Source organism: Rheinheimera pacifica (assembly GCF_024809855.1).
GTDB lineage: Bacteria > Pseudomonadota > Gammaproteobacteria > Enterobacterales > Alteromonadaceae > Alishewanella > Alishewanella pacifica_A.
The window spans coordinates 1-21555 of sequence record NZ_JANUEM010000006.1 but is presented as its reverse complement, the minus strand read 5'-3'; the positions used below and the strand labels follow the sequence as shown (position 1 = coordinate 21555).

General features: G+C 49.8%; 14 protein-coding genes. 13 read left to right on the top strand and 1 reads right to left on the bottom strand.

The features are described from left to right. The first annotated feature begins 173 nt into the window (after positions 1 to 173). The 12 genes from M2404_RS09835 (at position 174) to M2404_RS09780 (ending at position 19734) form a co-directional block, all read left to right on the top strand. Positions 174 to 2879, top strand: coding sequence for a TonB-dependent receptor (locus tag M2404_RS09835; protein ID WP_259239554.1), 2706 nt, complete (start codon positions 174 to 176; stop codon positions 2877 to 2879). Positions 2880 to 3070: 191 nt separating this feature from the next. Beyond that, on the top strand, positions 3071 to 4090 hold the full coding sequence (locus M2404_RS09830) for a LacI family DNA-binding transcriptional regulator (RefSeq protein ID WP_259239552.1): 1020 nt from the start codon (positions 3071 to 3073) through the stop codon (positions 4088 to 4090). A gap of 188 nt (positions 4091 to 4278) precedes the next feature. Then, complete coding sequence (locus tag M2404_RS09825) at positions 4279 to 6942, top strand: TonB-dependent receptor (protein WP_259239551.1); 2664 nt, start codon at positions 4279 to 4281, stop codon at positions 6940 to 6942. Positions 6943 to 7022: 80 nt separating this feature from the next. Further along, positions 7023 to 9335 (top strand): alpha-N-acetylglucosaminidase, encoded by a 2313-nt coding sequence (locus M2404_RS09820; protein ID WP_259239550.1) that lies wholly within the window; start codon positions 7023 to 7025, stop codon positions 9333 to 9335. A gap of 13 nt (positions 9336 to 9348) precedes the next feature. Then, entirely contained in the window at positions 9349 to 10425 is a 1077-nt protein-coding gene (locus tag M2404_RS09815) for an acyltransferase family protein (RefSeq protein ID WP_259239549.1), read from the top strand. Next, positions 10425 to 11348, top strand: a complete 924-nt coding sequence (locus M2404_RS09810; RefSeq protein ID WP_259239548.1) for a glucosamine kinase nucleotide-binding domain-containing protein — start codon at positions 10425 to 10427, stop codon at positions 11346 to 11348. The genes M2404_RS09815 and M2404_RS09810 overlap by 1 nt, the downstream gene beginning before the upstream one ends. After that, positions 11345 to 12337, top strand: a complete 993-nt coding sequence (gene nagB-II / locus M2404_RS09805; protein ID WP_259239547.1) for a glucosamine-6-phosphate deaminase NagB-II — start codon at positions 11345 to 11347, stop codon at positions 12335 to 12337. Before M2404_RS09810 ends, nagB-II begins: the two co-directional genes overlap by 4 nt. After that, the gene (gene nagA / locus M2404_RS09800) at positions 12334 to 13503 is read left to right on the top strand and encodes an N-acetylglucosamine-6-phosphate deacetylase (protein WP_259239546.1); all 1170 of its coding nucleotides are present in this window, start codon (positions 12334 to 12336) and stop codon (positions 13501 to 13503) included. The genes nagB-II and nagA overlap by 4 nt, the downstream gene beginning before the upstream one ends. After that, a complete protein-coding gene (locus M2404_RS09795) occupies positions 13500 to 14807 on the top strand; it encodes a sugar MFS transporter (protein WP_259239545.1) in 1308 nt (435 codons plus the stop codon). Before nagA ends, M2404_RS09795 begins: the two co-directional genes overlap by 4 nt. A gap of 220 nt (positions 14808 to 15027) precedes the next feature. Next, on the top strand, positions 15028 to 16695 hold the full coding sequence (locus M2404_RS09790) for a glycoside hydrolase family 28 protein (RefSeq protein WP_259239544.1): 1668 nt from the start codon (positions 15028 to 15030) through the stop codon (positions 16693 to 16695). Positions 16696 to 16708: 13 nt separating this feature from the next. Further along, positions 16709 to 18205, top strand: coding sequence for a phosphoesterase (locus tag M2404_RS09785; protein ID WP_259239543.1), 1497 nt, complete (start codon positions 16709 to 16711; stop codon positions 18203 to 18205). 200 nt (positions 18206 to 18405) lie between these two features. Further along, positions 18406 to 19734, top strand: coding sequence for an alpha/beta hydrolase-fold protein (locus tag M2404_RS09780; protein WP_259239542.1), 1329 nt, complete (start codon positions 18406 to 18408; stop codon positions 19732 to 19734). Between the two features lie 179 nt (positions 19735 to 19913). Here the strand turns inward: M2404_RS09780 and M2404_RS09775 are convergent, their stop codons facing one another. Beyond that, positions 19914 to 20678 (bottom strand): hypothetical protein, encoded by a 765-nt coding sequence (locus tag M2404_RS09775; RefSeq protein WP_259239541.1) that lies wholly within the window; start codon positions 20676 to 20678, stop codon positions 19914 to 19916. A 471-nt stretch (positions 20679 to 21149) separates the two neighbouring features. Here M2404_RS09775 and M2404_RS09770 point away from each other — a divergent pair, with 471 nt between their 5' ends. Then, positions 21150 to 21482: a DUF1835 domain-containing protein gene (locus M2404_RS09770; protein ID WP_259239540.1), complete on the top strand. Its 333-nt coding sequence runs from the start codon at positions 21150 to 21152 to the stop codon at positions 21480 to 21482. Positions 21483 to 21555: the final 73 nt, after the last annotated feature.

The following is a 21555-nucleotide window of genomic DNA, read 5'->3' as shown; positions in this document are numbered from 1 at the left end:
AAGCCAGGTTAACCGGGCCAATTTTGGCCGCATTATCTGCCGGTTGCCGTGTTATTCAGCATGTTGTGACAGATTTTGCTTAGATATTTAAGCAAAAAACGATAATCAATTGACACCGGTGTCAATGGTTGTTTAAGGTAAAAGCGCTCGTAAAATAATCAACAGGGGTAGACATGAAAAATTATAAAAAAAGCACCATGTCGCTGGCCATCCTGGCGGCATTAACCGCAAGTATGCACAGCACGGTGTTAGCACAAGAAACAGTACAGGCAACTAATGAAGACGTTGAAATTATTGCCGTTAAAGGTTTTCGCAGCTCGGTGATCCGGGCAAAAGACATTAAACGCGATTCGATGATAGCGCAGGATTCGATAGTGGCTGAAGATATTGCCGACTTTCCGGATCTGAACCTGGCCGACTCACTACAACGGGTACCTGGTGTGGCCATTACCCGCGAGGGTGGCGAAGGCCGGCAGATTTCTCTGCGTGGTCTGGGGCCGGATTTCACCCGCGTGCAGGTAAACGGCATGGAAGCACTGGGTATTTCGTCGTCGCCAATGGACAGCCGAGGTGCCGTTGGCCGCTCACGGGCATTCGACTTTAATATTTTCGCCTCAGAGCTGTTTAACCAAATTGACGTGAAAAAATCTTACTCAGCCGATCAGGAAGAAGGCGGTATAGGTGGTACGGTGAATTTGCGCACCGCCAAGCCGTTTGACTACGATGGTTTTCAGGGCGCAGTAGCCGGGCAGTTGGGCACCAATACTAACACCGACAGTAACGATCCGCGTTTTGCCGGTATGTTATCCAACACCTGGGGCAACTTTGGTGCGCTGGCTTCGGTGGCATACAGCAAAAAAGAGTCACGCGAAATGGGCTATAACACCTATCGCTGGCGTAAGGTAAGGTCTACCAATATCAGTGATGCTGTTGACGCAGCCGATGCCGCAGAGGTAGCCAATGGTAATGTCTGGTTTGCCCGTGGTAACCGTTATTCAGTATGGGACAACGAACAGCAGCGTTTGGGCGTAACCACAGCACTGCAATACCGGCCGAGTAATGATCTGAAGTTTGCACTGGAATATATGTACGGCAAGCTGGAAAACGAGCTGGACGAGCATCATATTTCTACCGGTGGAGCCAGCAGTACTGCGCTGGGCCGGATTGAAGAGCTGGAAGTGCTCGATAATAACGGCGATCTGGAAGCTGTATATGCCCGCTTTAGCAACTCGACTATCCGTACCGAAAACCGTTCAGACTACAACGAGTCTATTTTTCAGCAACTGACATTTAATACCGACTGGCAAATTACCGATAACCTTGGTGTTAAGTTCCAACTGGGTACCAGTACCTCTGACTACAACCAGCCCAGATTAGACAAGGTTAACTTAACCCGCAGCGGCGGCATCACCACCGACTTTACCCAGGATCGGTTTTACGGTGTAAACACTTACGACTTTGACCCGACAGCGCTGGCTGGCTGGACGGTAAAAGATCTGTATTTCCGTGAAGATTACATCGCCACTGATTTCGATAATGCCAAAGCAGATTTTGACTATGCGTTTGATAACGGCAGCATTTTAACTTTTGGTGCTAATTACAAAAAGTTTAAAAACAGCGGCAACATGCGTGAAGACGGCGGTTATGCCGAAAATAAAGCTACACCGCTAAATAACGGTATAAACACTATTTCTGATGCGGTAACCAGTGTTTACTCTGAGCACCCGAATATGTCGTGGCTGCAGGCCGATGTGCGGGCGTTGCAGGCGTTTTATGGCCTGGAAGATTTAAAACTGGGTGAAGATAAAATTATCCAGACTAACTCTTACACGGTAGAAGAAGAAACCAGTAGTTTGTACACCCAGTATTACTGGGACACACTGATTGGCGGTAAAACATTACGCGGTACTGTTGGTGCGCGTTACTATGAAACCACACTGACATCCAGCGGTGTATCTAACGGCCAGGATATTGTTATTGAGCGCGAATACTCAGGTGTACTGCCAACATTAAACCTGGTGTACGAGCTGGGCGACGATTTGCTGCTGCGCTTTAGCGCCGGTAAAAACCTGACACGGCCGTCACTAAGCGCTATTTCGGTGTCGGCTAACGTGGCACAAATGACGGGCTCTCCGGGCGAAATTGGCCGTATCGCTATAGGTAACCCTGATCTTAAGCCGTTTGAATCGACCAACTTCGATTTAGCGCTGGAATATTACTTCGAAGGTGTCGGCTCGTTATCTGCGGCAATATTTCATAAAGACATTGAAAACTTTATTGTGACGGAATCGGTAACGGTAGCCTACAGCGAACTTGGCCTGCCAGCGTCACTGTTGCCCACCGGCGCGACGATGGATTCATTGTTTAACGTTACGTCACCACAAAACTCTGATTCTTCAAAAATTAAAGGTGCAGAGCTGGCGTTTCAGCGCGATCTGGACTTTTTACCGGCACCGTTTAACCAGTTGGGTGTTATTGCAAACTATACCTGGGTAGATGGCACTACACTGTACCGCAACGTGCAGGGTAGCGGCGAGAATCAGGAAAAAAGCTTCCCTGGCCTGTCGAAACAGAGCTACAACTTTACGCTGTATTATGAATCAGACAGCTGGGGCGCCCGTATTGCTGCGGCACACCGCAGTAAATATATCAGTGTAGTAGAAGGTGGCTTAGCTGACGAAGATGAGCGTGGTTTCCATGACACCACCTACTTTGATTTCTCAGCATTTTACCAAATCACCGACTCGCTGAAGTTTACTCTGGAAGCCATTAACCTGACTAACCAGCGTGAAGTGCAGTATAGCGATTCCAGTGAGCGGCCTTACAATACTACCACCAGTGGCCGTACTTATATGGCGGGTTTAAGCTATAAGTTCTAATCTGCCGAATAAGCTTTAATCGCCGGTAAAAGCCTGCACCAGAGCCAGATAACATGATGTTGGCACTGGTTCAGGCTTTGTTTTTTATCTGACTTAAGCTGTTGTAAGCTGAAAGATATTTGCACAGCCAGCGGGTGCCGGTATAAAGTTGGCTAATCACGCTGCATGCTTAGTTAATCTTAATGGACGCTATGTCGAGCAAAAAACCTACCATCAAAGATGTGGCCCGCCTCGCCGGGGTGTCGTTTAAAACGGTGTCGCGGGTGGTGAATAACGAAGCCTGGGTTAGTGATGACATTAAAACCAGGGTGCAGGCAGTGATTGCCCAGCTGAATTATCAGCCTAACCGTACGGCAAGGCTAATGCGCACCGCACCGTTTTCGCTGGCATTTGTATACGATAACCCCAACAGCCACTACGTGATTGAAATGCAAAACGGCATTTTATCGCAGTGCCGGCAAAAAGGTTTTGAACTGGTGATCCACCCGACAGATTCTCACTCAGGCCAGGTGCTGCACGAGCTTACCACCATTATTGGCAGTAACCAGGTGGGCGGGGTGATCCTGACACCACCGCTGTCAGAAAACCGTGAACTGGTACAGCAACTACTGGCCCAGCAGGCCAAAGTAGTGCGTATAGTGTCAGGCTCGGCACCACCGGATGATTTGTGCCCAACCATTTACGTTGACGATGAGCAAGCCGGTTTTAGTATTACCAGACATTTGCTAAAACTGGGCCACCGCCGTATAGCATTTTTGGGCTATCACAAAGATCACCAATCGTCACTGGGCCGCTATCGTGGCTACTGCGCTGCACTGCATGAGGCCGGATTAACGGTGTCAGAGCAACTGGTGATCGCCGGTGATTTCACCTTTGACTCCGGTGTCGCCATGACCGAACAGCTATTACAACAAGCTGATAAACCCACCGCACTGTTTGGCTGTAATGATGAAATTGCCGCTGGCGCTTTATTTACTGCCCGTATGCACCAACTTGCGGTGCCACAAGACTTGTCGATAGTAGGTTTTGAAAACAGCCCGTTCTCGCGCCAAACCTGGCCGCGACTCACCACAGTACACCAACCCAACGCCGAAATTGCTGCTAAAGCGGCAGCCTTGCTCATTAGCCTGATGCTGGAGAATGAAACGCAAACTGAACATTGCGGCTTTGAGTTGCAATTGGTATTGCGTGACTCTGTTTCTACATTGTGAAAATCGATATTTTCATTGATAAACAATAACTTAAAATTTATGTCAACGTTGTCACGTTTTTCATTGACAACGTTGACAGTGTGGTGCTAACTTGAACCCAGAGTGATTAATAAATCACCGGCCAGCAAGCTCTGGTACACAGGAAAAGACGTTCAATAAACCATAATTGGCAACAAGAGAGCGCAGGTATGAACAGGTTGAATCAGCACAAGTTAGGTAAGAAAACAGTTCTTGCATCGATCCTGGCGTCGTTATTATTTCCGGCGCTGGCCCAGGAGCAACAGCAGCAAACAACAGCACCTGAAGATGATAATTATGAGGTTATTTCAGTAACCTTCCGCGGCAGTTTAGTGGCTGCGGCAGATATTAAACGCCAGGATACTAAGGTAACCGACGCCATCACCACGGAAGATATCGGTAAGTTTCCCAGCGAAAATATCGCTGAAGCTATTCAGCGTATTCCTGGCGTACAAATTTCTAATGTTAACGGCCGTGGCTCAACGATCAGCGTGCGTGGCCTTGGTTCGCAATATGCGCGTACCACCCTGAACGGCCAGACCATGGCCAGCGCCGATTTTACCAGTGGTTTTCGGTTTGACATTATCCAGACTGAACTGGCGTCGTTGATTGAGGTGATTAAATCACCCACAGCTGACATGGACAGCGGCGGTTTATCCGGCACTATTAATATTGATACCGCTTCGCCTTTATCTTTCAGAGAGCAAAAAATTCTGCTGTCGGCCAATGGCCAGTATTCAGAATTTTCACCCAGCGGTGATGTTACACCAAAAGCCAATTTTACCTACATTGACCAGTTTGCCGGTAATACCGTAGGCGTGTTGCTAAACATGGGTTATCAGCAGTTAGACGACAGAGTAGACAACCTGTGGATGGACCGCTGGTTTGTTGATGCACAAGGCGATGTTACGCCGCGCCGGCCACGTTATCGCCGTATTGACCGTGAAACCGACCGCACCTTGTTTAATGGTACCCTGCAGTGGCGGCCAACAAGCGAATTTGAAGCTAAATTTACCGCTGTTTATGCCGGTGATGACACCAAACAGGATCTGAACCAGCAGGTGTTTTTGTTTAATGAAAACCAGATCACCCGCTTAGGTGCGGCTGAAAATGGCGTGTATAACCAGATCCAAATCAACAACTTTACCACCGAAAATAACCGCCAGTTGGAAGAAAAAGACGCAAAATCGCAGGCTTACACCTTAGAGCTGGATTACGATTGGAACGACTGGGCCTTTAGCAGCGTGCTGCATTACACCGCAGGTAAAGCATTACACAATGAAGAAGCGGCGATATTAGCGACAGTCATTTCGCAGGCTACGCTGGATATTTCTAACCCGTCGGATGTGGTGTTTGATGTTGCTGAAAACCTGGCTGATCCGGCGCTGTATCCGGCGATCATGCCACGTAATGAATACCCCAACGGGGCCAGCCGTAAAATGGATTCTGATGAAACCGCCGTGCAGTTTGATGCAACCCGTTTACTGGACTGGCACGGTTTTACCAGTATTTCTGCCGGGGTTAAATACCGTAAAGAAACACTGGAGCGCGAAGTATACCGCACTGACCGTGCCGCTATTGGTGATGCCGACCCGGCAGATTTACCGTCAATGGCTGAATATGGCTATCTGGTAACCGACTTCCTCGACAACCAGATGAGTATTCCGCACAGCTGGATAGCACCCAATATTCAGGCCTACCGCGATGCACTGGTGGCTGAAGGCGTAACGGTACCCACCTTATTTGCTGCCCAGTCAAGTTATTCGATGGAGCGGCAAATTACCTCGGCCTACCTGATGGCTAACTTTGAAACTGAAGTATTTGGTTTGGCCCTGCGCGGTAATTTTGGTGGCCGTTACGAGCAAACCAAACGCGATGTAAATACTTATCTGACCGGCGCCACTCACCCGGATAACGAAGAAATTAAACTGGCGATTGGTGAAATTACCCAAAGCTATGATTACAACAACTTCCTGCCAAGTGCTAACTTTGTGCTGGCACTGAACGATGATATGCAGGTGCGCCTGGCCGCCGCCAAAGTACTGGTAAGGCCCATTTTAACCTCTAACACCCAGTTGGCACCGTCAGAAACCTCGGGGGCAAACTCGGTTGGCAGCCGCACTTATACTGTCAACCTGGGCCAGCCGGAGCTAAAAGCCCTGACCGCGAATCAGCTGGATTTAGGCTGGGAGTGGTACTACAACCCGGGTGATTCGTTAACGGTAAACCTGTTTCAGAAAGATATTAAAAACGGCACCGTCAGCGAGCTGGTGTGCCCGGCGCAATATAACGGTACCGCACTGGGTATGGCAGGTTCAGAGTGCGTTGACGCCAGCGGCAATATTTATGATATCACCGCCATTTACAATGACAGCTCAACACTAACGGTAAAAGGTTATGAAATTGGCTGGAACCAGGGGTTAGATGACCTGTTACCGGTAGCCGGTTTTGGCTTAAGTTCTAACTATACCCGTATTCTGGTAGATGAAAGCGAAGGTTTTACCCTGAGCAACTCATCTGAGCAAACCTGGAATATTACCGCTTACTGGGAAAACGAAGAGTTCAGTGCCCGCGTAGCACTAAACCACCGCAGCCCCTATGTTCAGGACAGCAGCGATGCATTTTTTGCCCGTGAAGGCCGGGTGGTAAATGGCCGTAATCAGGTAGATTTGCTGTTAGGCTGGACCATCAGCGATCAATGGTCGATGCGTTTTGGCGCACTTAACGTTACCGGCAAAGATGAAGAAGCCTACCGTGATGAGCAAACCCGTGCCTGGCAAACTACCAGTGTTATCGGCCGCAGCTATTATCTGGGTGTAAGCTTTAACCTGTAATACTTCGTAAAAACAGTAGCCTGCCGCCTGGGGCAGGCGCTGTGTTGTGCATTATAACGATGATAATAAAAGGACATCCCATGCATTTATCCCCGCTAAATTTATCGCCGCGACAGTTCCCGTCGCGAAAGCTATGTCAGTTCCGCCACAAGGTGCTGGCATCCTGCTTATTGGCTGGCGCCTTGTTAACCGGTTGCAGCCCGGCAGTTGAGCAACCGCAAAGCGTAGTGGCAGAGCAACAAAACAGCGCAGGCGCTGAACCGGTGCGGCAGCTGTTTGAGCGGGTGGCAGGCCAGGCTGTGCCGCATGTGCATTTTTCGCTGGTTAACGATGACCAGCCCGATTGGTATCAGGTTGAGGCCCGCAGTGGCAAGCTGTATGTCAGTGCCAATGCGTTAACGGCGCTAAGCTATGGTACTTATGAATATCTGCGCCAGATTGGCGCTATGTCAGTAAGCTGGGAAGGCAGCCGGGTACAGTTGCCAGAGCAGTTTGCTGATTACCCGGCCGAGCGGGTTACGGCTTTGTTTCAGCAGCGCGCTTACTTAAATGTGTGTGCTTATGGTTACACCACGCCGTGGTGGAATTGGGATCGCTGGGAGCAGGAACTGGACTGGATGGCGTTGCACGGGGTAAATAACCCGGTGGCGATGGAAGGGCAGGAATATATCTGGCAACAGCTATGGCGTGAGTTTGGTGTGTCTGACGATGAACTGGCAGCTTACTTTTCTGGCCCGGCATTTACCCCCTGGCAGCGGATGGGCAATATCGAAGGCCACGAAGGCCCGTTGCCACAGGCTTATATTGATAAAAAACATCAGCTACAAAAACAGATCCTGCAAAAAATGGCCAGCTACGACATGAAACCGGTAGTACCGGCGTTTTCCGGTTATGTGCCGGAGCAGTTTGTTAAAATGTTCCCCGACGCCCGGATCATTGAAATGAAAGCCTGGAGTGGTTTTCCTAAACCCACCTATTGGCTCGATCCTGCCGATCCGCTGTTTGCTAAAGTCGCCAAACGCTTTATTGAGTTATACAACGCTGAATATGGTGAGCAGCACTACTACCTGATGGATGCCTTTAACGAAATGCTGCCGCCGGTATCAAAAGATAACCGTTATCAGGATCTGGCCGGTTATGGCGAGGCGCTGTATCAGTCACTGGCGCAGGTTGTGCCCAACGCTACCTGGGTAATGCAGGGCTGGATGTTTGGCTCAGACAGGCATTTCTGGGATCTGGATTCCATTCAGGCATTTTTAAGCAAAATACCTGATGACAAAATGATGATCCACGATATCGGCAACGACCGCTACGATGTATGGCAGGGCGCCAAAGGGTTTTATGGTAAGCAGTGGGTGTTTGGTTTTATTCATAATTACGGTGGCAGCAACCCGGTATATGCCGATTTTGATTTCTACCGCGAAAAAACTGCTTATGCATTGCAGCATGAAGAAAAAGGCAATTTAACCGGTTATGGCGTATTTCCGGAGGGGATCCACGGTACGTCATCAGCATACGAGTATATGTTTGACGTAGCCTGGCAAGGGCAAGCTACTGCAACAACAGAGTGGCTGCAGCACTACCTGAATGCCCGTTACGGCAGCACCACCCCGGCGTTGTTGTCAGCCTGGAATAAACTGTACAAGGCTACGCTTAGCACCAAGTACTGGGACCCTCGCTGGTGGGAAGGCTCAGCCGGTGCTTATTTGTTATTTAAACGCCCCTCAACAGAATATCTGCGCGCCACCGGCGCACCGGGTGATTTAGCTTTGCTGGATGAGGCACTGCGTGATTTGGTGGCCTTACCGCAGGCGCAGCAACAGGACAGGTTATTCCGCTATGATCTGGTCGATTTTGCCCGTCATTCGGTTACCCAACATATTGATATGTTGCTGCAACATACCACCCTGGCTTATCAGCAGGGTAAGGTAGAACAGGGCGATAATTTCCGCCGTCAGGCCAAGCAATTGATACTGGAGGTAGATGCGCTGATTGGCGGCCAGCAGGAAACACTTTACAGCTGGGTTAACGATGCCCGTGCCTATGCTGACAGCCCGGAATTAGCCGACTTTTACGAGCGCAATGCCCGTAAGCAAGTCACTATTTGGGGTGGAGAGAGTTTAAAAGACTACGCCTCTAAAGCCTGGCAGGGTATGTACGCACACTTTTATCTGCCGCGCTGGCAGCTGTTTTTCGATGCCCAGCGCCAGGCTGCAGTAAATGGTAAGCCACTGGATACTGCCGCACTGGAGCAGCAATTAATTGCCTGGGAGAACGCCTGGCTGGATCAACCGTTACCGCCTGCATCAGCAGTGCCGGCCGATGTGGTGTCTGCAGTAAAAGCACTACAGCAACTGGTTACCGCCAGTAAAGCGCCGCCATCAAACCTTTAAGCAGGAATATACTATGCAATCACAACGTTTGCTGGCATTAGATTTATTCCGCGGTTTAACCATTCTGTTTATGATTATGGTTAACAGCCCCAACACCTATGGTGAGTTTTCCCATGCTTACTGGGAGGGGGTTACCTTTGCCGATTTTATTTTTCCGTTCTTTTTGGTCATTGTTGGTGTAGCAGTAGCCATCGGTTTACAGCCGGTGGCGCGTAGCGCACAGCAGCTAAAAGAAGCGCGGGTAAAAATTTTGCGCCGTACCCTGATCCTGTTTGGCCTTGGTATCTTCGTTAACCTGATTTACCTGAAATTTGCCGATCTGCGCATTCTTGGCGTACTGCAACGCATCGCGCTGGTGTATCTGGTGTGCTCGTTGCTGTCGATGCACTGCAGCACTAAACGGCTGGTGCAAATCACAGTGTTTATTCTGCTGAGTTACTGGCTGCTGATTTTACTGGTACCGGCTCCGGGTTTGGCGGCAGGGCAATTGGAGCGTGATGCCAACCTGATTAACTGGTTCGACAGTCAGTTTCTGCCCGGTATGTTATGGCGCGGCACCTGGGATCCTGAAGGCATACTCAGCACTTATCCGGCCATTGCCAGCGGTTTATTTGGCGTCATTATGGGCCGCATAGTGTTGCAGTATAAACAGCAATTGCCGCAACTGGTCATGCTGTTATTTGTGCTGGGTTTTAGCAGCTTTTTGCTCGGTTGCCTGTGGAGCTTGTGGTTCCCGCTGATTAAGCAAATCTGGAGCAGTTCTTTTGTACTGGTAACCAGCGGCATGGCCAGCATGGTGCTGGCACTGCTGATTTGGTACACCGACGTACAGCAATATCACAGGTTTACTCAGGTTTCACTGGTGTTTGGTGCCAATGCCATTGTGGCTTATGTGCTGCATGTGGCGCTGGAAAAGCTGCTGGAACTGCAAATTGCAGGTGTGTCGGTACATGGCAGCTATTTGCAGTTAGCTGAGCAGCTTGGCTTAAGCCGGTTTTTCAGCGCCGGGTTATGGATAGTTGCCTTTCTGGCTTTGTGTTATGTGCCGGTATGGTGGATGTATCAGCGCAAAATCTTCGTGAAAATTTAATGGCATCAGCAGTGCAGTCTGAGGAGATTTTAGTGCAGCAAAGCGAACAACTTTTTATCGGCGTGGATGGCGGCGGCAGCAAGTGTAAAGCCCGGCTGGAAAACGCCAGCGGCCAGTTGCTGGCCGAAGCCGTAGCAGGCCCGGCCAACCCGGCAACAGACTTTGCCCAGACCACCGATTCAATACTCAGCGCTTGTCAGCGCGTACTGCAGCAGGCCGGTTATACCAGTGCAATGTTAGCGCAAAGCCATGTGGTATTGGGCCTTGCCGGGGTAAATGTACCCAGGGTACAGCGGCAAATGCAAAACTGGCGGCACCCTTTTGCCAGTATGCAGGTTACTACCGATTTACATATTGCCTGCCTGGGGGCCCATGGCGGGCGCGATGGCGCCATTTTAATAACCGGTACCGGTACCGCCGCTTTTGCCAGTGTGAATGGCGAACAACAGCTATTCAGTGCGCAGGGCTTTCCGCTGGGAGATCGGGGCAGCGGTGCCTGGCTTGGCTGGCAAGGGGTCAGCGCCACGCTGGATGTACTGGATGGCCTGCAACCGGCAACAGAGCTGACGCACAGTATTTGCCGCCGTTTGGGGGTAAACAGCAATACCGATCTGATCAGCTGCTGCATAGGTTACAAAGCTGCAGATTACGGCCAGTTGGCGCCATTGGTATTACAACACCAGCAGGCGGGCGATCCTTATGCCTGCGATATTCTGGCCAGGGGGCTTAGTTATATTCAGGCGTTGTTGCAACGCCTGCAGGACAGCGGCGCGGCGCAGATTGCCATGATAGGCGGTTTAGCACCACAGCTGGCGGCATTATTGCCGCCAGCATTACAGCAACAATTCAGCCAGGTGCAGGGCCCGCCAGAGGCAGGCGCCAGTGCACTGGCCCGGCAGTATTTTCTGGAGAAACAACTATGACCCTGATGCGACAGGAAGCCAGCGAAACCTGGCAACGCATTCAACAACAAATTGACAGCAACGGCAGCTTATACGCCGAAGTAGCAGAGCGCATTCGCGCTTTTGATCCGGCTTTTGTCTATATTGTTGGCCGTGGCACTTCTGACCACGCCGGTGTATTTGCCCGCTATCTGATTGAGGTAGAGCTGGGCGTGGTGGTAGCTGCGGCCGCGCCTTCTGTCGCCAGTTTATTTGCCCGCCAGCTTAAACTGCAACGCGCGCTGGTGCTGCTTATATCTCAGTCTGGCCGTAGTGAAGACATACTGGCGCAGGCCCGTGCCGCCAAACAAAGCGGGGCTTTGGTGCTGGCGCTGGTAAATGATATCAGTTCACCGTTGGCAGCCCTGGCCGACTACGCCGTGCCGTTGCTGGCCGGGCCCGAAAAAGCCGTTGCGGCAACCAAAAGTTATTTGTGTACGCTGGCGGCGATAATACAGCTGGTAGCGTACTGGAAACAGGATGCGGCACTGCTAGCGGCATTACCCGGCTTACCGCAAGCGCTGCAAACTGTGCTGGTGCAACCGGCCCAGCTACAACTGCCACACCTGCAACAACTGCGGCACTGTGTGGTGTTGGGGCGGGCGTTTGGTTATGCCATCAGCCGTGAAATAGCACTTAAAATCAAAGAAGTATGCGGTATTCAGGCCGAAGCCTTCAGCAGTGCCGAATTTTTACACGGCCCGGTATCGTTACTTAACCAGCCGCTGACCCTGTTAAACGTGGCATTGGAAGATGAAAGCGCTGGCGCACATCAAACGCAAATTACCGAAGTAAAAAAACGCGGTGGTGAAGTAGTAACACTACACAGCACCCTGGCAGACATTCATCCGCGTCTGCAGCCATTATTGCTGATGCAGCGCTTTTATCTGGATATTGAAGCTATAGCGGTGGCGATGGGCAAAAACCCGGATGCGCCGGTAGGGCTGAATAAAGTGACTATTACGTTATGAGCAAGGCAAATAGCACAGTGCAAACCCTGTATGTAGCGCAGTGCTTTGATGGCAGGCAGCTACTGAACAATGTCCGGGTAGACTGGCAACATGGCCGTATCAGTGCTATTGAGGCCGGAGTTAAGCCGGCGCAACCTGGCCAGCAGTTACAGGGGCTGCTTTGCCCCGGTTTTTTTGATATTCAGGTAAATGGCGGCGGGGGCGTGTTATTTAACCAACAGCCGGATGCCACCGCTCTGCGTACTATCAGCCAGGCGCATTTGCAGTTTGGCACCACGGCCATGCTGCCAACGGTAATTACCGATAAACTGCAGGTTATGCAAGCTGCCGCTGATGCGGTTGCTGAGCTGTTGCCGCAAGCCGGGCATACAATAGTGGGTATTCACTTTGAAGGCCCGCATCTTTCAACCGCGCGGCGGGGTATTCACCCGGCTGACTGTATCCGGCCCTTGTCTGATGCTGAGCTGGCACTGTTTTGCCGTAAAGATCTGGGCATAGTTATGGTAACGCTGGCGCCGGAAACTGTACCGGCAGCGCAAATTCGCCAGTTATCTGCTGAGGGCGTTATTGTTTGTCTGGGCCATTCTGCTGCCACCGCAGAACAGGCACTTGCTGCTATTGATGCCGGAGCCCGCTGTTTTACCCATTTATTTAATGCTATGTCGCCTCTAACCAGCCGCGAGCCCGGTATGGTGGGGGCGGCACTGGCAAGCACGGATGTGTATTGCGGCCTTATTCTGGACCACTTGCATGTACACCCGTTGTCGGCCCGTATTGCCGCGCAATGTAAAGGCGAAGATAAGCTGATCCTGGTTACCGATGCTATGGCACACACCGGCAGTGAGCTACAAACCTTAGCCTATCAGCATACTGAAATCCGCCGCGACGGCTTAAAGCTTACACTGCCAGATGGCACGCTAGCCGGTTCTGCGCTGGATATGCTCACGGCACTGCGCCACTACCATCATGATTTAGCCTTACCGCTTAGCAGTGGTTTAAAAGCGCTTAGCGCTAACCCGGCCAGTTTGTGTGGCCTGCAGCCTGATATAGGCTACCTGCAGCAGGGCGCGCTAGCCAATATGCTGTTGCTTAATACCGGGCTGGATATACAGCGCTGCTGGTTACAAGGCACTCAGATTAATAACAACAACAGGATACAGTTATGACCCATCCCGGCAAAACCGGCTACGGCCTGCAACCGATTATTATTATCGGTGTGCTGTTTTTTATGTTTGGCTTTATTACCTGGCTTAATGGGGCGTTAATCCCGTTTTTACAGCTGGTATGCCAGTTAAGCGAAGTACAGGCTTTACTGATCGCCTTTAGTTTTTATATTGCTTATGTGGTAATGGCGTTGCCGATGGCACGGGTGCTGATATGGTCGGGTTATAAAAATGCCATGTCGATTGGCCTTGGCCTGATAGCGCTGGGGTGCGCATTGTTTATTCCGGCGGCGCTAAGCCAGCAGTTTGCGGTATTTTTGCTGGCGCAGTTTGTGGTGGGCTCCGGGCTTACCTTATTGCAAACGGCATCTAACCCTTACCTGGTAAGGGTTGGGCCCGAGCAATCTGCCGCGGCGCGTATTTCGCTAATGGGCATTTTAAATAAGAGTGCCGGTGTACTGGCACCTTTGGTATTTACCTGGCTGGTGCTGCAGGATTTAGGGCATATTACCGCTGAAAGCCTGGCCTTACTGGACGAAGCACAGCGTCTGCAACAGCTTGAGATGCTGTCGCTGCAACTTATTACACCTTATGCCGGTATCGCTGTCGCCATTTTGCTGCTGGCGGTGGCACTGCGTTTTTCAGCCTTACCCGATTTACCCGCCGAGCCTGCGCCGGTTAGCACTGGCAAGGGCGATGCATCGGTATGGCAGCACCGGCATTTGGTGCTGGGCGTTATCACGTTGTTTTGCTATGTCGGCGTTGAAGTTATTGCCGGTGACACCATCGGTTTGCTGGGCTCTGCATTACAAGTGCCGGGGGCCACTACGCTGACTTCTTATACATTAGCCTTTATGGTGCTGGGTTACAGTTTAGGTTTATTGCTGGTGCCGCGTTTATTGTCACAACGCCAGGCACTGGCTATTTCGGCCGGGCTTGGCCTGATACTGTCTGTAGCGATTTTGTTATCTGATGCCCAAAGTAGTGCTATTGCTGCTGTGTTATGGGGCTGGGCCGGTATTCCGCTATTGCCGGATCCGGTTAGCCTGGTAGCGTTACTGGGGCTGGCTAATGCGCTGGTATGGCCCGCAGTGTGGCCACTGGCACTGGCTGGCTTAGGCTCATTAACGCCCAAAGGCTCAGCGTTATTAATTATGGGTATTGCCGGTGGTGCCATCTTGCCGCTGGTGTATGGTGTGCTATCGGAGCAAACCGGGCCAGTCAGTGCTTATATGGTACTGCTACCCTGTTACGCGATGATTTTGTATTACGCACTGCATGGATGTAAGCGTAAAGCCTTTAAATAACCGCTACTTTAACCTTATTTACCTGTCGCTGATAACGGCAAAAGCCGGTAGCAGCGACTAAATCTGCTTAGACCCCATAAGCATTGACACCGGTGTCAATGCTTGTTATATCTACAAAAAAGCCCGCTTCAGGGCAAATAATAACAGGTTTGCGATAGAGCAAACTTTTGCCATAAGCAGCCTGATGCTGCTTAACGGCACTGACAAAAGGGGATATAGCGTGACATTAAACCGCCGTCGTTTTCTTAAGGGCTCGCTTGCTGCAGTGGCTGCGGCTCAGTTAGTCTCTGTTGCTGCTTCAGCCAGCCAACTGGCGCAGTACCAGCAGTTATTTGACAGTAACCGCAAAGCCGGTAAACGGCCACAGCTTGCCAACCGCCAGCAACTTAACCTGACAGATTTCGGAGCCGTGGGCGATGGTGTGTTTAATAACACCGAAGCCTTGCAGCAGGCTATTGCTCAGGCCAGTGCGCAACCAGACGGCGCTACAATTAAAGTTGCTGCCGGGCAGTATCTTATTGGTGCTACAGAGCTTAAATCCAAAGTTGATTTATTGCTGGAACCCGGTGCCGTGCTGTTGGGTAGTGTCAATATTGAAGATTATTATATCGACGGCAAATTAAAAGCATTGCTGTATGCCAATGAGGCCCGCGAGATCGCCATTTTTGGTGGCGGTACTATTGATGGCCGGGGCCGTGAGCTGGCGTTAAACATTAACGAGCTACACCATAGTGGTAAAAGGGTTGAGAGCGATTTTAATACCTGGCGTAACCGTTCTAATCACCGGCCAAATGTGATTGGTTTTTACCACTGCACTAAGGTGCGGATTTACGATATCAGCGTGAACAATGGCGCGTCCTGGGTGCAGCATTATGGCGCCTGCGAAGATCTGGTAATCGATAATATTACAGTGCACAGCGACGCCTACTGGAATAACGACGGTATTGATATTAACGACTGCAAAAAAGTGCAGATCACCGGCTGTTTTATCAACTCGGCTGACGACGCCATTTGCCTGAAATCGACTATGGGGCCGGGGTATTTTAATGAAGATGTTTATATTGCCGATTGTGTGCTGCGTTCCAGTGCCAACGGCGTGAAGTTTGGTACCGAGTCGCAAGGCGGTTTTCGCCGGGTAAAAATTCATAATATTCAGGTGTTTGATACCTACCGTGCCGCCATTGCACTGGAAGCGGTAGACGGCGCTTTTCTGGAAGATATCGAAGTTGACGGGGTTGATGCCCGCCATGTTGGTTGTGCGTTATTTTTGCGGCTGGGCCAGCGCAATATGCATGTCGCCAAAGACACGCCGGTAGGCCGTTTTCAAAATGTCAGCCTGAAAAATATTAAAGCCGATATCGCCTTTGAACGCGCCGACTTACACTACGAAGTACGTGGCCCGGCACTCAATGCGTTTTTTAACCCGATCCCGGCGTCAATTACCGGCCTGCCAGATGCGCCGCTTAATGGCATCAGCCTGGAAAATATTGAAATACACTACCCTGGCCGGGCCAATAAAGGCCTGGCTTACCGGCCGTATCATCAGCTGTTTTTAGTACCGCAAGAGCGTGATGCCTACCCCGAATACAGCATGTTTGGCGAACTGCCGGCCTATGGCCTATATGTGCGGCATGTAAACGGCCTGAGCCTGAAAAATATCCGTTTTAGCAGCCGCGAAGCGGATTTTCGCCCGGCACTGATCCTGGATGATGTAAAGCAGTTACGGCTTGAACGGGCTCAGTTGGCGGGCAGCCAGCGGCCACAGTTGGTAATGCAGCAGGTACCGTCGCCACAGCTAACGGCAATTTCCGGCACTGATGCGGCAGGGCAACCGGTGGTGTTAACGGCGGCAGATATGGCCGTAGTGCAAGCTCAAACTAATCGCTAACAAGAGGTACATAATGAAGTTGTCTGTCTGTGCATTAAGTCTGAGTATGGTAATGCTGGCGGGTTGCCAGAACAGCCCTGCGCTAACAAGAGCAACCCCGGCGGTAACCGGAGCAACCGACACCACTGCCAACATCACCGACACCCGCCAGTGGCTGGCCGGTGATCACCATGTGCACACCCATTACAGCGTGCGCTGGGATACCAGCGTGTTTCCGCCAGCACCGATTATTGGCGGCGACGCTATTTATTCTATTCCGGTAAATGCTCAGATGGCTGCGCACCATGGCTTAAGCTGGATGGTGATTACCGATCACGGCGGGCCAAACCGTGCCAAACTGGCGCTGGAGCAAGCCTACCCGGAATTGCTGGCCTCGCGTAAAGCCCTGCCGCATATTCTGCAATTTTACGGTATGGAATTTGATGTGCCGGGCAATAGCCCCGGAGGCCGTCATGCTACCTTTATTATGCCAAAGCGGCCAAGCGAAGCGCAGCAACTGTATGATATAGAAAGTAAATACAATGGCCGCCAGGGCATGCCGCCATCCCCGGATAAAGCCGACGATGCCTATATGCTGCTGGCATTAAAAGCTATGGCAGCCTTACCGGACACACCTTTATTGCTGGCGAACCACCCGGGCCGGTTGGCAACCGGGTTTCGCGAATACAATAAAATCACCCCCAAACAATTACGGGACTGGCAAGACACCGCCCCCGAGGTGGTTATAGGCATGAGTGGCGCTGAAGGCCATCAGGCTGCGGTGTTTAACCGTGACGGCAGCCTTAAGCCAGAGGGCGTGCGCGGTGAATATCCCGGCTACCCCACCATGGGCGGCTATGATCAAATGACTGCGCGTTTAGGTGGCGTATGGGACAGCCTGTTAAGCGAGGGCCGCAAATGGTGGGTCACTGCGGTATCCGACAGCCACGGCCACTACACCGATGGCTGGGCCGATTTCTGGCCCGGTGAATATGCCAAAACCTATGTTTATGCCGATAAAAACTACGACAGCATTTTCGACAATTTAAAAGCCGGGCGCGTATTTGCCGTTACCGGTGATTTAATTGACGCCCTCTTTGTTGAAGTGGCGGTAAAAGGCTCCGATCGTAGCGCCGGTATGGGCGAAACCTTAACGGTAACACCACAGGACGAACTGGTGCTGCGGGTACGCTTTCGCGACCCGGATACCTTAAACGCTGGCGGCTATAACCCGCAGGTTGCGCGGGTAGATGCCATTGTCGGCCAAATCAGCGGCCCGGTGGCCGACCGCAACAGCGACGAAACCAGCACAACCCGCGTATTACAGCGTTTTTATCAGCAGGACTGGCAACAGCAAGATGGCTTTAGCGTATTTGAGCTGCCACTTGGCAAAGTAACGGCCGATCAGTACCTACGCCTGCGCGGCACCAATCAGCGCGACGAGCTGGAACCGCAGCCGGATGAAAAGGGCGAAAACCCCTGGAGCGATCTGTGGTTTTACAGCAACCCGGTGTTTATCAGGGTTATGTAATATTTAAGGTACAGCATGTGTACCCCAAGCAAACTACCAACACCGGCTGGTTTAATGCCTTCACCGCCTGGCTAACAATGCATGGCATGTTTAAGCGTAAAGAGTAAGTATCAGGCGGCTCAGCCGCCTGTTGTTTCGCATGTAAATACCGTGCTTAATACTTTATCTGATAGTTCTGAATTAATCCGACAGGCTGCTAAGTGCCAAAAGCGGACGTACAACTTAACTTTGTTATGGCCCTCAAATTCAGTATATGGTTGAGCCACGAAGCCTTTCAATATATGCGCCTACATGCTAGCTTCGTGAAACATATGAAAATAAATGGAAAAATAATGAGGAAAAGTAATATTGTTAAAAGAATAGCTACTTTTATAGTTTTCTCGGTGATGACTTCGTCTGTTGTCGCTCAGCAGGCATCAGATTCGAATGGAGAGTACAAGCTACTGACAGATACACTTCATTCTGAAGTTCTCAATGAGAACAGAGCTATCGCAGTACAACTTCCCAAGAGCTATGGATCTGCGCCGGATAAGAAATATCCAGTTATCTATCGGCTTGATGGTAAAGACAATATCCCGCTAATTACTGCGGTTTTAGAGAGACTGCAAGAAGCAGACGCTGCACCTGAAGTTATCATTGTTGCAATTGAAAATACCGACAGGCAGAGAGATTTATTTCCAACAATCAATCAAGAACCACTAGGCCCGGTTGGCATCGGCGGTGGCGCGCCAAAGTTTTTAAGTTTTATAGAAAATGAACTTATCCCTTTCGTGGATAAAAAATACCGTACTCATAACTTTAAAGTCATTGCGGGTGCCTCCGCTGGCGGCGTATTCGTGCTTTATGCTTTGCAAACCAATCCAGAACTTTTTCAGGCACATTTAGCTTATAGTGCAGCTGTTTGGTGGAATTACGGGGCAACGGCAAACAGTACTAAAGCATTTATGTCTAAAACAAAAAATTTAGACAACTATTTATATATGAACATCGGTGAAGAAAGCGGCTTTATGAGAGAGCGCTACGACGATTTGCAAAACTTCATATCGTCCAACACGCCCAACGGCTTAACCTTTATCAGTGAGAAGTTCGATGCTGTATCACACGGCTTAACGTCAGCTGCTGGCATTTTTAATGCCTATCACAATCTGTTTTTATCGTTACGGATGCCAATACAAGCCTATACCGGCGAAACCCGCTCAATCTCAGATTATTACAACCGGCTATCAAAGCAATATGGTGAACAGACACCACCGCCGGAATGGGTGGTTCGTGAATTGGGTTACAGCTTCGTAAATAATCGCAATCTCGACGAAGCGATCAAGCTTTTCAAATACGGTATAACGCTCTATCCCGAAAAACCAGACGCATATAACGGTCTGGCTTATGGGTACGAACAGAGTGAGAGGTACGAAGAGTCACTCGTACAGGTAAACAAAGCGCTGGCCTTATCGGGCGAAGGATATGATGGCTATGAAGTTTATCTTGCGCGTAAAGAGCGATTACTTAAACTGCTAGCTCATCCGAGATAACCATAATTTGTATTTTTCATGGTTGGATTTGTAAGTTAGGGCTAGAGCACATAACGTCCGTAATCCGCTCTTAACAGACTGACAGAGTAGTCACTTTCTGTTATCAAAGTTTATTTGACGGACCGCTGGCATTAGTTATTGCTCTATCAGATAACAAAATAAGCACAGGTTTCCGCCTTTCAACCTTCGTTTAACTTCCGCTGAGCCAGCAGCTCTGCTCTGGCTTCGGGCAGGGTGATATACCTTTCTATTGCCGCCATTAGCACTGGTGCATCAATACCGTAAGTGGAGCTCATAATAACAAAATCAGCGCCGGTCCATTTGCGGGATGATGCCATTTGCTTGCTCACTTTAGCGAGATACGAAGCTGGTTCGACGATAATATTTTCCGGTGCAACCGACAGAAACACCGCCGGGTTATTGTGGATCTCACCCCGGTATAAATCGATAATGGCCTCCCAGGCAATACTGACTTTGCCTTTGGGGTAGCCAAAAGTAAAACCTGCCGGGTCGAACTGAATATAGGTTTTGGCTAATCTGCCGCTAAATAAACCGAGCAGTAAAACGGCACCGGTAGTGGCAATCAGCAGGCTAATGCCATAGAAAATTTGGTTATCGTCAGGCTGAAACAACATAAGGGTGCTGCCAAATGCCAGCAAGCCAATGCCCAGCAAAGCGATGCGCTTTTTAGATGCGTAGATAGGTTCGCCGCCGGTAACTGTTACGGTGTGTAATGACTGACGCTGCAAGCGCAATTTACGAATAATAATATGTACTGCCACCGCAAAGCAGGCACCAAAGAACACCAGCGTTGTCATGCCGGTATTAAAATCCTTTTGCATAATAAGCAGGCTGCTTAGCACAAAAAGCAGGCCAATCAGCGCAAAGAGCCAGTCTTTAAAAGTGATTTTATCCAATGTTGATCCTGTAGCAGGTTTTGTCATTTGCCTAATCCTGTTGCTTCCGCTTTGCAGCTATCACTTTACTTTATTCCGTTTACTTTTATCAAAGCCTACAACCTTAGGTTGGATTTAGTATTGAAAATAGCAATTATTATCATTGATGTTTTTATTTTTGATTGTTAGATTTGCTAAATTGTAAATTTAGTAGGTATTTTTAAGGAGGAGAGGTGTTTTCATTAAGAATCTCCTGCGTTGATGGTACGAGAAAATTCTACTTTTGACGCCAGTTAATTTACGGGGTGATTACCGTTATGTTGATTGAGTACTGGAGTAGGGATGGGAAGTCTTACGAAGACTGTGCAGAAGATTTTAGTAGAATATTAGATGAAAACCCTCATCCAATGCCTCGTTGTTGGAGCGATACCCGTACGAATCGTTGTAATAATTGTATGAGGATTTGTGAGGAAGGTGGAAGTTACTGGGATTTTTTTTAATTATATTGTCGGTGTATGAATGAACTTAGATATAACTTTTTCTGATTCAGCTTTCAGTCTGATAAAAGATATTTTCAACCTTGATGAAAGTTGCATGGCGTCTTTTCGTGATAATTTGACGTTTGGTCCTGTGTATGAAATTTATGATCTTGAGCAATGGCTACAGCAGCGTGATGCCATTTGGGCATCGACTGAAGAATATCCTCCTTTTAGTTTTCGTAACTATTCTAATGATTTTTATGCTGTAACTAGTAGGTTGACACAAGCTGATAATATTGTGTTATGGCTGGATGAGAGTTTACAAACACAGCTGGCAGCCTGTTGTCTATTTGGACTTCCCCTAATTTCATAGACACTCATTAACCTCGTTGAGATTAGCTTTTTCCTCATAATCTGCCGGTGATAACTGCCCTAAATGACTGTGT

What these genes read in the sequence shown, in the direction of transcription:
- M2404_RS09835 (WP_259239554.1), top strand. Translation starts at nt 174, where the DNA reads ATGAAAAATTATAAAAAAAGCACCATGTCGCTGGCCATCCTGGCGGCA.
- M2404_RS09830 (WP_259239552.1), top strand. Translation starts at nt 3,071, where the DNA reads ATGTCGAGCAAAAAACCTACCATCAAAGATGTGGCCCGCCTCGCCGGG.
- M2404_RS09825 (WP_259239551.1), top strand. Translation starts at nt 4,279, where the DNA reads ATGAACAGGTTGAATCAGCACAAGTTAGGTAAGAAAACAGTTCTTGCA.
- M2404_RS09820 (WP_259239550.1), top strand. Translation starts at nt 7,023, where the DNA reads ATGCATTTATCCCCGCTAAATTTATCGCCGCGACAGTTCCCGTCGCGA.
- M2404_RS09815 (WP_259239549.1), top strand. Translation starts at nt 9,349, where the DNA reads ATGCAATCACAACGTTTGCTGGCATTAGATTTATTCCGCGGTTTAACC.
- M2404_RS09810 (WP_259239548.1), top strand. Translation starts at nt 10,425, where the DNA reads ATGGCATCAGCAGTGCAGTCTGAGGAGATTTTAGTGCAGCAAAGCGAA.
- nagB-II (WP_259239547.1), top strand. Translation starts at nt 11,345, where the DNA reads ATGACCCTGATGCGACAGGAAGCCAGCGAAACCTGGCAACGCATTCAA.
- nagA (WP_259239546.1), top strand. Translation starts at nt 12,334, where the DNA reads ATGAGCAAGGCAAATAGCACAGTGCAAACCCTGTATGTAGCGCAGTGC.
- M2404_RS09795 (WP_259239545.1), top strand. Translation starts at nt 13,500, where the DNA reads ATGACCCATCCCGGCAAAACCGGCTACGGCCTGCAACCGATTATTATT.
- M2404_RS09785 (WP_259239543.1), top strand. Translation starts at nt 16,709, where the DNA reads ATGAAGTTGTCTGTCTGTGCATTAAGTCTGAGTATGGTAATGCTGGCG.
- M2404_RS09775 (WP_259239541.1), bottom strand. Translation starts at nt 20,678, where the DNA reads ATGACAAAACCTGCTACAGGATCAACATTGGATAAAATCACTTTTAAA.
- M2404_RS09770 (WP_259239540.1), top strand. Translation starts at nt 21,150, where the DNA reads ATGAACTTAGATATAACTTTTTCTGATTCAGCTTTCAGTCTGATAAAA.